We start from the raw sequence: 13,046 nt of genomic DNA on the forward strand, positions 1-13,046 counted from the left end.
CGGCGTGGTGACGCGCGGCGCGCTGCACGATGGCGCCGGATGTCAGGCGCTGACCGGTATTGTCTTCTCGGACAAAGTTGTCCATGCCCGCGCCCGGAGTCCTTGCCGGAGTAAGGATTCGCCCGATGCTGCAATGCATCATGTAAGCGCTTGCAGTTCCTGTTAGCGTGCGCGCCATCTCGCTCTGAGGTCGCCATCGGATGGGGCCGATGTCATTCATGCGCAAGTTCGCCACGAACGCTCTGCCCGTATGGACCGTCCGCCAGCCCCTGGCGCGCGTCGCCTGGCGCATGCTTTGGGGAAACACGCCATGAGCCGGCCACGTTCGGACAGCGGCAGCGTCACCATCAAGGATGTGGCGCGCGAAGCGCAGGTGTCGGTGGCCACGGTGTCGCGCACCATGAACGGGCATCAGCATGTGGCCGAGTCGGTGCGCGAGCGCGTACTGCAGGTGGCGCGCGCGCTGCACTACATCCCGCATCACGCCGCGCGCAGCCTGAGCAGCCGCCGCACCCACACCATCGGTGTGGTGTTGCCGGACCTGCACGGCGAATTCTTTTCCGAATTGATCCGCGGCATCGACCAGGTGGCGCGCGACCAGGGCTATCACCTGCTGGTCTCCAGCTCGCACGGCGACCCGCAGGCGCAGCGCAAGGCGCTGGAACGTCTGCCTGGCCGCGTCGACGGCGTGGTGGTGATGTCGCCGTCGCTGGGCGATTCGGGCGTGCACGAAGACGCGCTGCCCGGCGGGCTGCCGGCGGTGCTGCTCAATTGCGCCGGCACCGCCAGCCAGCGCCCGGTGCTCAACGTGGACAACTACGGCGGTGCGCGGGTGATGACCCGCCACCTGCGCGACAGCGGCCACCGCCGCATCGCCTTCATCGCCGGGCCGGACGACAACTTCGACGCGCACGAACGCCTGCGCGGCTACCGCGACGAACTGGCGCTGGATGCGCAGGCGCAGCCGTGGGTGCTGCCGGGCAACTTCGACGAAGAATCCGGCTACCGCGCCGGGCAGACGCTGGCGCAGCACGATCGCCCGGACGCAGTCTTCGCCGCCAACGACATGATGGCGCTGGGCTGCCTGTTCGCGCTGGGCCATGCCGGGTTGAAGGTGCCGCACGACATCGCACTGGCCGGTTTCGACGACGTGCCGATGGCCCGCTACGTGCTGCCGGCGCTGACCACCATGCGCGTGGACATCGCCGGCCTGGGCGCACGCGCGCTGCGGCTGTTGCTCGGCCAGCAGCTGGTGGACGCCCCGGCGGCGCCGGCCGATGCCGCACCGCCGGCGTTGTCGGAGATGGTCCCGGAGCTGATCGTGCGCGCATCCAGCGCGCCGCGGAGCACACCCGGTGGCTGAGGCGCGTGCGCCGCGTCGCATCTTCACGCGATCTTTGCAGTTTCTTATGGTTTTTTAACTTACGCCGTTTGCTTGATTTGGTTGCCGCTGTTCTTGAAACAACGCATTACACGCGCCACGCCAGCGACTGCCGGTAGGCGCCTGACCCCTGGGAGGGGGACGCCATGAACACCTACCGTACTGTCTCGACCTTGCCGGCGCGCAGCCTGCTGGGCTGCGCGCTCGCCGTTTCGCTACTGGCCACCACCCCGGCCATGGCGCAGTCCAGCAATGCCACGTTGCGTGGGCAGGTGTCGGCAGGCCAGGCCGGAACCACGGTCACCGCCACCAACGTCGCCAGCGGCGCAGTGCGGCGCGCGACCACCGGTGCCGACGGCAGCTACGCGCTGGTGGGTCTGCCGCCGGGCACCTACAAGGTCGACGCCGGCCCCGGCACCGAACAGACCGTCACCTTGTCGGTGGCCTCGTCGGTGAGCCTGGATCTGGGCGGCAGTGGCGCCAATGCCGCGGCGCCTGCCGGCGATGCCACCACGCTGGATGCGGTGCAGGTCACCGCCACCACGCTGCAGGAGGTCAAGACCTCCGAGGTGGGCACCAACATCTCGCTGAAGCAGATCAACACCGTGCCGCAGCTGACGCGCAACTTCCTGGAGTTTGCCGACACCGTGCCGGGCATGCAGTTCGAGACCGATGCCAACGGCAACAGCCGTATCCGCGGCGGCGCGCAGGCCAGCTCGGCCGTCAACGTCTACATCGACGGCGTGGGCCAGAAGAGCTATCTGTTTGGCGGCGTGTCCGGTCAGCAGCAGAGCGCCGGCAACCCGTTCCCGCAGCTGGCCATTGGCGAATACAAGGTCATTACCTCCAACTACAAGGCCGAGTTCGACCAGGTGGGGTCGGCGGCGATCGTGGCGTCGACCAAGTCCGGTGGCAACGAATTCCACGGCGAGATCTTCGGGCGCACCACCAACACCGATTTCCGCGCGCGCCAGGCCGACGAACGTGCCGGTGCGCCCAATGCCGATGGCAACAAGCGCCAGACCCACCAGGACGAGTACGGCATGGCCTTCAGCGGGCCGATCGTCAAGGACAAGGCGCACTTCTTCCTCAGTTACGAGGGCAAGGGCTTCGAGGTCTCGGCCAATCCGGTGTCGGTGCCCGATAACTTCAGCAGCCTGCGCGACGACTTGCCGGCCGGCGTGCAGAGCCGCCTGGGCTCGGTCACCCGTCCGTTCAACGAGGACCTGTACTTCGGCAAGATCGACTGGGACATTGGCGCCAACGATCGCCTGGAGCTCACCGCCAAGTACCGCGATGAAGAAAGCCGCGACAGCGTGGGCGATCGCAACACCGCCATCGCCGCCAAGATCAACCTCAACACCGAAGAACGCTACGACCTGCGCTGGCAGCATTTCGGCGAGAACTACGTCAACGAAGCACGCGTGTCGTACGAAGACGTGCTGTTCAACCCGACGGCCTACACCATCGGCAGCCAGAGCGTGTACACCCGCGCCATTGCCGAAGACGACGTGCTGATCAACGACGACGCCACCAGCGGCCTGGCGATCCAGCGCAAGGGACAAAAAGGCCCGAGCTTCCAGAACGACCTCACCCTCAACAACATCGAGTGGCACGGCAACCACGTGATCAAGATGGGTGTGAAGTACAAGGAAGTAGAGCTGACCCAGAGCGAAAACTCCGCGGCCAACCCGTCGTTCTACTACGCCGTCAACGATGGCCAGGGCACGCAGCCGATCCCCTATCAGGTGCGCTTCAATCTGCCGTTTGCCGGCGCCGCGCCGTCGGTGACCACCACCAGCAAGCAGCTGGGCCTGTACCTGCAGGACGATTGGGACGTCAACGACAAGTTGCAGTTGAACATCGGCGTGCGCTGGGACGGCGAAAAGATTCCGTCCTACCTGGACAACGTGACCCCGCCGGAAGTGATCGCCGCATTGAACGGCCCAGGCACCGACCCGGCCGTCAGCGCCACCTATGCCGAACAACTGGCCAAGGGTGGAGTGAACATCAACGACTACATCAGCAACGGCCGTAACCGCAAACAGGACAACAACAACTTCGCGCCGCGCCTGGGCTTTTCCTACGACTTCCGTGGTGACGAATCGCTGGTGCTGTTCGGTGGTGCCGGGCGCAGCTACGACCGCAACCTGTTCGACATCATGGGCCTGGAACAGGTCAAGTCGGCGCTGTCGCAATACACCATCCGCTTTGTCGAATCCCCCGGCTGCACACCGGCGGCCGGCACCTGCACCAACTTCAATCCGGCCTTTCTCAGCAACCCGGACAGCCTGGGCGGGCTGGTCGATGCGCGCGTGCGCAACGGCGAGATCGACCTGCTCAACAACGATCTGAAAACACCGTATTCGGACCAGTATTCGATCGGCCTGCGCACCCGCGTGGGCGACTGGAGCAACTCGGCCACCGTGTCCTACATCCACAGCAAGGACGGTTTGATCCTCACGTTGGGTAATCGCTATCCCAATGGCGATTTCTTCCAGGCCGGTGCACAGCCGTGGACCCAGCCGCCGCCGGGATTCGGCAACCTGATCATCGGCAACAACGGTGTGGAGACCAAGACCGCGCAGTTGCTGCTGTCCACTGACAAGGCCTACACCAAGGAAAGCGGCTGGGGCCTGACAGCGGCCTATACGTTCTCGCGCGCACGCGGCAACCGCGGCAATGACGATCAATACGGCTTCGATGCCGCCACGATCGCCAACTACACGTTCCTGGATCTGAATTCGGTGCCGCGCCACCGCCTGGTGGTCACCGGCATCTACGACCTGTTCTGGGGCATCAGTGCCTCGGCCAAGTTGACGCTGGCCACGGTGCCGCCGCGCAACGAGGCGGTGTCGTACGACCTCTACGGCGGCCCGCCATCGGACAACATCCGCATCGTGTCGGTGGACGCACCCGGCGGCAAGTTCCTGGCCGGAGGCGACATTTTCGGCACCCGCCAGCTGGACCTGTCGCTGTCCAAGGACATGCACATCACCGATACGGTGACGGTGCAGGTGCGCGGCGATCTGATCAATGCGCTGAACTTCCGCAACTACGATCAGTACAGCATCGATTGGGGAAACAACGGTGTATACAACCCACGCGCGAGCATCAACCAGTACGGCGCGATGACCACCCCGCCCCGCACCTTGTTCATGAGCGCCCGCATCATCTGGTAACTGCTTGAGCAGCCGTTCGACCACGCTGTCGAACGGCTGCTGCTATCGCTACCGGAGTTCCGCTCTTTATTCCCGTGCATGGTCAGCGCTTCGTTCCGGACTGGTAACGGTTACTGGTCCATCGCTGTCGGTGCACCGACGCGCTCGCTGTGCAGCACGCCTCGATTCCGGCGCTGCGTGCGCAGCCCGTTTTTAAGTGTTTTTGCCGTCTTTTATCTGCAATGCCTGTTGTTTGTTGCTGTTGCCGCTGTTCCCGTGTCACTCACATCAAAGTACCAACCTCGACGCGCCAGTCACTCCACTGGTTCGCGCTTTACCCCTGGGAGGGGGAAAGTCATGAAGAAGCACCGTACCGTCTCCACCCTGCCCGCGCGCAGCCTGTTGTGCTGCGCCCTGGCCGCCTCGTTGTTTGCCACCACCCCGGCCATGGCCCAGTCCAGCAACGCCACGTTGCGCGGCCAGGTCGCCTCCGCGCAGAGCGGCAGCGAAGTCGTCGTCACCAATGTCGCCACCGGCTCGGTGCGACGCGCGCCGGTCAATGCGAACGGCAACTACACCATCGTCGGTTTGCAACCGGGCACCTACAAGGTGGAATCCAACGGCATCAGCCGTACGGTGACCTTGTCGGTGGCCTCCAGTGCCACCGTCGATCTGGGTAACGAGACGGCGGCTGCGCCGGCCGGCGATGCGACCACACTGGACACGGTGACCGTCAGCGCACCGATGATTCGTGACGTCAAGACCTCGGAAGTGGGTAATACGGTTTCGCTGCGGCAGATTCAGCAGTTGCCGCAGGCCACGCGCAACTTCCTGGAGTTCGCCGACACTGTGCCGGGCATGGTGTTCACCATCGACCAGGACGGCAACACCAAGTTGCGCGGCGGTGCTTCCAACGCCAGTTCCAGCAATTTGTATATCGACGGTGTGAGCCAGAAGAGCTACGTCTCCGGTGGCGGTATTGCCGGCCAGGACGAGACTCAGGGCAATCCATTCCCGCAGCTCGCCATCGGCGAGTACAAGGTGATCACGTCGAACTACAAGGCCGAGTACGGCCAGATCAGTGGTGCGGCGATCACCGCAGCCACCAAGTCCGGCACCAATGAGTTCCATGGCGAGGCGTTCTATCGCTTTACCAATCAGGATCTACGTGAGAGACGCCCGGACGAAGAAGACGCCAAGGTCGATTCACAGACCAAGGAATACGGCTTTGCCATCGGCGGCCCGTTGATCCAGGACCGGATGCATTTCTTCTTTGCCTACGAAGGCAAGGACAACGTGGCGCCCAAGAGCGTGCAGCCGAGTGCCGAGGCCTCGCCGTTCATTGGCCTGCTGCCGTCCAATCTTCGCGATCAGTACGGCGCGTCCAACATGCCGTTCACCGAAGACCTGTACTTCGGCAAGATCGACTTCGAGCCGACCGATAACGATCGCATCGAACTGGCAACGCAGTACCGTGACGAAACCCAGGTCAGTAATGTCGGCGGCCAGAACGCGCCGGACCGCGCGGTGGACAAGATCAACAAGGACAAGCGCACCAGCCTGCGCTGGCAGCACAGTGCCGACAGCTGGTTCAACGAAGCCATCCTCACCACCGAGGATTCGCGCAATGTGCCGACGCCGCGCGGTGTCGGCAACGGCTCGATCTACACCTACATTGATCGCACGCAGGCCGATCCGCGTCAGTGGGTATTTCTCAACACCGGTGCTGCCAGTGGCGAAGACTTCAAGCTGCGTAGCCAGAAGGGCTGGTCGTTCCAGAACGACCTAACCTTCAATGCGCTGGAGTGGCATGGCGAGCACACCATCAAGACCGGCGTGACCTATCGCGACATCAAGCTGACCTCACGCGAGTCCAGTTCGCTCAACCCGCAGTTCAGCTATGAAGTCGGTCAGAACGGTGTTGCGCCGGTTCCCTTCCAGGTGCGCTATATCCGTGCATTCGACAATCCCGGTCAGGTGCCGGTGGTCGAGTCGCCGTCCAAGCAGTACGGCATCTACCTGCAGGACGACTGGGCGGTGAACGACAAGCTGATGCTCAACATCGGCGTGCGTTACGACTATGAAGACACCCCGGCTTACACCGACTTCGTGACCTCGCAGCCGTTCATCAACGCGCTGTATTCGGACGACCCCGACAACCCGGGTCAGCCGTGGGCCAACCGCCTGCTGCCCAGCGGTATCAACGTGGCCGATTACATCAGCACCGGCAACAACCGCAAGAACTTCAAGGACGCCTGGGCACCGCGCTTCGGCTTCTCGTATGACTTCTTCGGCGATGAGAGCGCGGTGCTGCATGGCGGCGCCGGTCGCTCTTACGATCGCAACCTGTTCGAGCAGCTCGCACTGGAATCGGTCAAGGCTGCGCTTTCGCCGGTGGTGGTGTACTTCAGCGATGCTGCCAGCGGACAGGGCTGCTTCCGCGACGACCGTGCGTGCACGGCATGGAATCCGGCATATTTCACCGGTATTGATCAGCTCAACACGATCGATGGCACCAGTGACAGCTCCGAGCTTTTCATGTTCAAGAACAAGCTCAAGACTCCGTACAGCGATCAGTACAGCATCGGTATCAGCAACCAGGTCGGCGACTGGTTGACCGACGTAACCTTCCAGCGCGTGCTGGCCTATGACGGCCTGGTGATGAGCCTGGTCAACCGCTACCCGAATGGTGCGTACTTCGACGCCACCGGCAGCGTGCCCTGGGGCGAGCCGGTGCCGGGCTACCGCAATACGATCCTGGGCTACAACGGCCTGGAGCAGCGCAGCAGCCAGGTGTTGCTGTCGGCCGAAAAGCCCTACACCAAGGAATCGGGTTGGGGCTTGAACCTCTCCTACACCCATACCAGCGCGCGCCAGAACCGCACGATCGACGAGCCATTTGCTTTCGACAAGGCGACCATTCGCGACTACCCGTTCGTGAAGTCGGATGCCGTGTCGGCGCATCGTTTCGTTGCGTCCGGCTCGATCGATGGCCCGTGGGGCGTCACCTTCGGTGCAAAGCTGGTGCTGGCCACGCCGGAGCCGATCAACACGATCGCCTGCTACGGCTTTACCGATCCGGATGGCGGCACCTGCCAGGCCGTGGGCGTGACCCCGCCGGGCAATGGCAAGTTCCTGCTGGGTGGCAAGATCTGGGGATATCGCACCGTCGATCTGCAGGCGAACAAGGAGTTCACCGTCGTGGGCGACTTCAAGCTCAACGCACGTATCAACGTGCTGAATGCCTTCAACTTCAAAAACTTCACCCAATACCAGTACAACAGCTTCGGTAGCGACGGACGCTTGCAGCCTGATATCACCGTGGTCGACAACGGCGAGATCAGCTATGTGCCGCGCAGTGTCGTCCTGGAAGTGGGTGCAAAGTTCTGATGCAGTGCACATCCATGTGCACGCTGTCGGCGTGTGCATGATCCGAACGGGGCCGCTTGGCCCCGTTCGCCTATCCGCGGTTTCCTCTTTCGTGCAGGATCGAACGCATCATGATCCCCGCTCCACTCCGCAACATCGTCATCGTCGGCGGCGGAACCGCCGGCTGGATGGCGGCCGCCGCGTTCGCCCGCGTGCTTGGTCCCAGCTTCAATGTGCAGCTGATCGAATCCGAGCAGCTCGGCACCATTGGCGTCGGCGAAGCCACCGTGCCGCACATCAAGGCCTTCAACAATCTGCTCGGCATCGATGAAGCCGAGTTCGTGCGCCAGACCCAGGGCAGCTTCAAGCTCGGCATCGAGTTCATCGACTGGCAACGGCCGGGCACCTCGTATATCCACGGCTTCGGCACCCAGATCGGCCATCCGCTCGGGCTGCTGCCGTTTCATCAGTACTGGATCAAGCAACAGCGGCGCGGCAAGGCGCAACCATTGGGTGCCTACACGCTCAATACCGTTGCCGCCACGCGCGGCAAGTTCATGACCTCCGCCGGCGATGTGCCAGCCAATTCGCCGCTGGCCAACATCGCCTACGCGTATCACTTCGATGCCAGCCAGTACGCGCGCTTTCTGCGCGGCTACGCCGAGCAGCGCGGGGTCACGCGTCTTGAGGGCTTGATCGAACAGGTGCAGCTGGATGCGCACACCGGCCACGTGCAATCGGTGCAACTGGCTTCCGGGCAGGTGGTCAGTGGCGACTTGTTTATCGACTGCTCCGGCTTCCGCGGTCTGTTGATCGAAGAGGCGCTGCACACCGGCTACCACGACTTCACCCATTGGCTGCCGTGTGACCGCGCACTGGCCGTGCCCTGCGAAAAGGTCGGCCCGCCCACACCCTACACGCGCTCCACCGCGCGCGCCGCCGGCTGGCAATGGCGCATTCCGTTGCAGCACCGCACCGGCAATGGCTACGTGTATTCGAGTGCACACGTCAGCGACGACGAAGCCGCCGCCACGCTGCTGGCCAATCTGGATGGCACACCGCTGGCCGACCCGCGCCCGCTGCGTTTCACCACCGGGCGACGCAAGCAGTTCTGGAACCGCAACGTCGTGGCGTTGGGCTTGGCCAGCGGCTTTCTGGAGCCGCTGGAATCGACCAGCATCCATCTGATCCAGTCCGGCATTTCCAAGCTGCTGGAGCTGTTCCCACGCGAGAGCATCAGCCCGGTGCTGGTGCAGCGCTACAACGACCGGCTGGCCTTCGAGTTCGACCGCATCCGCGATTTCCTGGTGCTGCATTACCACGCCACCGAACGCGACAACAGCGCGTTCTGGCGCCACTGCCGCACGCAGCCGATCACCCCGGAGCTGCAGGCCACGCTGGACCTGTTCCGCGACAGCGGGCGCTTCTACCGCAATGCCGAAGAGATGTTTGCCGAAATCAGCTGGGTGCAGGTGATGGTGGGCCAGGGCATCCTGCCGCAGGGCTATCACCCGCTGGTGGACCAGGTGCCGGACACCGACGCCGAAGGCTTCCTGGCCAGCGTGGCGCAGACCATCAGCCATTGCGTGGACGTCATGCCGACCCACCAGCAATTCATCGACCGCTATTGCCGCGCTGATCGGGTGCGGTGAGTGCGCGGTGGCAAACCTGGCCCAGCCAAGGCCAGCGTTGCCGCCGCGAGGGGCTCACGCTGCGCCCGCGGCGGCGTGGAGCAAGGCAATGGGGATCACCGTGTGGTGCGACCAACCTGCATGGGGCTGGGCGTTGCCGCGCAGCGGCGCGCCGTGATGGGCGTTGGGCGCCAGGCGGGCGGGCGGGCAGGCGGTGGGTCAGTGCGTGCCTTACGGGTTGCGATGCCGTTACGCGCGCCACCGATGTCGACGACACGGCGTGGTGCACCCACAGCAGCTCCGGCCCGTGCAGGCTTGAGACCATCCCGAAGCTGCACCACGCCCGGCATGGCTTGCCGCCAGCGAGCAGCGCGGCGTGGGCGTACCCAAGGCGCGATGATTTGGGCGGCAGTTCCCACGTGGCCTGGCTCGATGGCTGGCGGCCGCCCGGCCACCGGTCAAAAAAAAGGATCGGGCACAAGGCCCGATCCCTTCAAAAACCGGGACAAGCCCGGTGGACAATGCGTGGCACAACTTCCGACTGACATCGGACGCCGGCATCGTACGTCGACTTTAACGTTAAAGCAACACTTTAAAGATGGGCGCCTAACTATTTGATTTTGCTGGGCACCAAATGTACCGCGCGGCAGCCTCAATCCCGGTGCTGCACCACGGCCGCGCGGATTTCGGCCTGGATGGCGGCGGCGGCGGCGGCGGGGTCGTTGGCCAGGCGGATCGGGCGGCCGACCACAATGGCATCTGCGCCATCGGCGAAGGCCTGCGCCACGCCCACGGTGCGCTGCTGGTCATCGCCGACCGGGCCGCCGGGGCGGATACCGGGGCAGACGATCGAAAAGGCCGGGCCGGTGGCGCGGCGGATCATGCCCGCTTCCTGGCCCGAGGCGATCACCCCGTCGATGCCAGCGGCTTGGGCGGCCAGCGCGCGCTCCACCACCACGTCCACCGGCTCGCGGTCGATGCCCATCGCGGCCAAGTCCGGCCGGCCCATTGAGGTCAGCACGGTCACTGCGAGCAGGCGCATGTCGCCCTGGTTGGCCGCAGCGGCGGCTTCCAGCATGCCGGCGTGCCAGCCGTGCACGGTGCAATAGCTCACCGGCCATTGCGACAGGCGGCGAATGGTGCCGGCGACGGTGGCGGGAATGTCGAAGAACTTCAGGTCGACGAACACGCGCTTGTTGCGCTTGGCCAGCGCATCGAGCACGTGGAAGTACTCGCCCGACGCCAGCAATTCCATGCCGATCTTGTAGAACGCCACCGACTCGCCCAAACGGTCCACCCAGGCGATGGCCTCGTCATGGCCGGGCACATCCAGCGCAAAGATCAGCCGATCGTGCGCGGCCAGCGGTAACGGGGGACGGTTCATCGTGCGAGCTCCAGTGCGGCGCGCTTGGCGCCGTGGCGGGTCTGCCAGGGTTGCGAATAATCGTTGTTGAACTGGGCCGGCTCCCAGCCACCGTAGCTGGGGTTGGGCAGCATCCACCAGCGCTCGCCGAACCAGTCGTGGTACTGCTGCAACAGCGCGCCGCGGGCAGTGCCGGTGTTGGCGGTGACCTGCACGAAGTCGCCGAGCTGGTCGCCGAACTGCATCAGCACGCGGTACTTCTCGCCGGCCAGGCGGCGGCGGCAATTCTTTTCGCTGCCATTCTGCTCGCAGCCGGGCACCACCGTGCCCAGGCCCAGGAAGACGCTGTCATCGGCCACCGGCAGCCCGGCGCTGCGCAGGTTGGCCAAGGTGGCGTCCTTGAGGTGCACGGCGCGGTTGGAGATGTAGATCAGGGTGATGCCGCGGGCGTTGGCCGCCTTGGCGAAATCGACCACGCCCGGGATCGGTTTGGCCTTCTTTTCGGCCACCCACTGGTCCCAGCTCAGTTCGTCGTACTCCTTGCCATCGCGCACCAGGCGCGCCTGGTACGGCGAGTTGTCCAGCACGGTCTCGTCCACATCCAGCACCACCGCCGGCTTCAGGCCGGTGGCGGCATTGCCGCGTTCTTCGGGCACCAGCGCGTCCCAGTTGGGCTGCTTGAGGGCGGCGTCGAGAGTCTCGGCTGCGGCGCGGTAGGTCTGCTCGGCCACGGCGCGGTATTCCTCCGAACGCTGCATCCACAGCACCGCATTGAGGTTGTCATCGCCGGCAAGCGCGCCGGCTGTTGCCGCCGGCTTGCCCGCAGCAGCGCTGGCGGCGGCATTGGCAGACACGGCAGCGGCTTGCGCGCGCTGCGCCGTCTCTTCATGAGTGGGCTTGCAGGCCGCCAGCGCCAGCACGGCGCAGGCAAGCAGGGACATCGGTGCGTGAAGCGAGGGGCGCATGGCATCCACCAGGACAGGAACGGCAATGAAGCGCGCAATTTTAGCCGGTTCGCGTGGTGGCGCCCTGCTCCGCGGCCGCCGCGTGCGCGCCCCCCCCGTGTCGGGTGGGTCTTGCGTGCGGGTGGCGAGGCGGTTTCTCGCTTTCAACCACGGTGCGCCTGGTTTGCATGCGGCCCGCAGCGTGCGCTGGCCTTCTGCCGTCTCCCGCTATCTATGCGCACATAGACGCTGCGTGGCGCACGCACAGCGGCGGCTGACGCAACCACGGCGCACCGTACGGCCCTGCAAGGCGGCAGCGTCGCGGCGAACGAGGCGCAGAACGCCGGCACGGGATCGGCATATCCTTGCGGGCTGATCGCCCAGGAGTCGCCGCATGACAGAGACATTGCCCACGCCCGTTCTCGATACCGCCCAGGCCCGCGTGCTCGGCTGCCTGATCGAGAAGGAAGCGACCACACCGGACGCCTACCCCCTCACCGTCAACGCCGCCCAGGTGGCCGCTAACCAGAAGACCGCGCGCGAGCCGGTGCTCACCCTGCAGACCGGCAAGGTGCATCACGCGCTGCGCCAGCTGGAAACCCTGGGCCTGGTGCGCCAGCAGTTTTCCTCGCGGGCCGAGCGCTACGAACACAGGCTGGGCAGCGCACTGGACCTGACCCGGCAACAGGTCGCGGTCATCGGCCTGCTGCTGTTGCGTGGCCCGCAGACGCTGGGCGAGCTGTTTGCGCGTAGCGAGCGGCTGGCCCGCTTCAACGACAGCGACGATGTGCGCCATCACCTGGAACGGCTGATCCAGCGAGGCCTGGCCGTGCAGCTGCCGCGCGCCAGTGGCCAGCGCGAAGACCGCTACGCGCATCTGCTCAGCGGCGAGCTGGATCTGGATGCGCTGCAGGCCGCCGCCGCACGTGCGGCACCGAGCGCCCGCAGCGGCGCCGACAGCAGCGAGCTGGAAGCCCGCGTGCTCAGCCTGGAAACCACCGTGGCCGAGCTGCAGGACGCGCTGAGCGCGCTACAGGCACGCCTGGATGCGGCTGGCGCCTGAGCGCAGGTTTGCGTGTGGCTGGTCTTATGGTGGCCTAGGAGCGAGTTGCGGGCTTAGCTGGCGACAGCTTGATTGAAATACAGCCCTGGCCGTTTGCAGGCCCGCCTGCCGCCTGAGGATAACTGGCGGCATTG

General features: G+C 65.0%; 7 protein-coding genes. 5 read left to right on the forward strand and 2 right to left on the reverse strand.

From position 1 onward, the window contains the following. Positions 1-310 precede the first annotated feature (310 nt). The 4 genes from XCC_RS21415 (at position 311) to XCC_RS21430 (ending at position 9,563) form a co-directional block, all read left to right on the forward strand. The gene (locus XCC_RS21415; protein ID WP_011039199.1) at positions 311-1,363 is read left to right on the forward strand and encodes a LacI family DNA-binding transcriptional regulator; all 1,053 of its coding nucleotides are present in this window, start codon (positions 311-313) and stop codon (positions 1,361-1,363) included. 164 nt (positions 1,364-1,527) lie between these two features. Continuing rightward, positions 1,528-4,563 carry a TonB-dependent receptor gene (locus tag XCC_RS21420; protein ID WP_011039200.1) on the forward strand — a complete coding sequence of 1,012 codons (3,036 nt, stop codon included), beginning with the start codon at positions 1,528-1,530 and terminating at the stop codon, positions 4,561-4,563. 336 nt (positions 4,564-4,899) lie between these two features. After that, on the forward strand, positions 4,900-7,932 hold the full coding sequence (locus tag XCC_RS21425) for a TonB-dependent receptor (protein ID WP_011039201.1): 3,033 nt from the start codon (positions 4,900-4,902) through the stop codon (positions 7,930-7,932). A gap of 110 nt (positions 7,933-8,042) precedes the next feature. Continuing rightward, complete coding sequence (locus tag XCC_RS21430; RefSeq protein ID WP_011039202.1) at positions 8,043-9,563, forward strand: tryptophan halogenase family protein; 1,521 nt, start codon at positions 8,043-8,045, stop codon at positions 9,561-9,563. Positions 9,564-10,194: 631 nt separating this feature from the next. Here XCC_RS21430 and pyrF read toward each other — a convergent pair. Together pyrF and XCC_RS21440 are read right to left on the reverse strand one after the other, a co-directional pair. Beyond that, positions 10,195-10,926, reverse strand: a complete 732-nt coding sequence (pyrF, locus tag XCC_RS21435; RefSeq protein WP_011039203.1) for an orotidine-5'-phosphate decarboxylase — start codon at positions 10,924-10,926, stop codon at positions 10,195-10,197. Continuing rightward, on the reverse strand, positions 10,923-11,879 hold the full coding sequence (locus XCC_RS21440; RefSeq protein WP_011039204.1) for a 5'-nucleotidase, lipoprotein e(P4) family: 957 nt from the start codon (positions 11,877-11,879) through the stop codon (positions 10,923-10,925). The genes pyrF and XCC_RS21440 overlap by 4 nt, the downstream gene beginning before the upstream one ends. Before the next feature lie 364 nt (positions 11,880-12,243). Here XCC_RS21440 and XCC_RS21445 point away from each other — a divergent pair, with 364 nt between their 5' ends. Further along, complete coding sequence (locus XCC_RS21445) at positions 12,244-12,912, forward strand: YceH family protein (RefSeq protein WP_011039205.1); 669 nt, start codon at positions 12,244-12,246, stop codon at positions 12,910-12,912. Positions 12,913-13,046: the final 134 nt, after the last annotated feature.

Source organism: Xanthomonas campestris pv. campestris str. ATCC 33913, assembly GCF_000007145.1.
GTDB lineage: Bacteria > Pseudomonadota > Gammaproteobacteria > Xanthomonadales > Xanthomonadaceae > Xanthomonas > Xanthomonas campestris.

Coding starts and splice junctions, on each gene's coding strand:
- XCC_RS21415 (WP_011039199.1), top strand. CDS start 311: ATGAGCCGGCCACGTTCGGACAGCGGCAGCGTCACCATCAAGGATGTG.
- XCC_RS21430 (WP_011039202.1), top strand. CDS start 8,043: ATGATCCCCGCTCCACTCCGCAACATCGTCATCGTCGGCGGCGGAACC.
- XCC_RS21420 (WP_011039200.1), top strand. CDS start 1,528: ATGAACACCTACCGTACTGTCTCGACCTTGCCGGCGCGCAGCCTGCTG.
- pyrF (WP_011039203.1), bottom strand. CDS start 10,926: ATGAACCGTCCCCCGTTACCGCTGGCCGCGCACGATCGGCTGATCTTT.
- XCC_RS21425 (WP_011039201.1), top strand. CDS start 4,900: ATGAAGAAGCACCGTACCGTCTCCACCCTGCCCGCGCGCAGCCTGTTG.
- XCC_RS21445 (WP_011039205.1), top strand. CDS start 12,244: ATGACAGAGACATTGCCCACGCCCGTTCTCGATACCGCCCAGGCCCGC.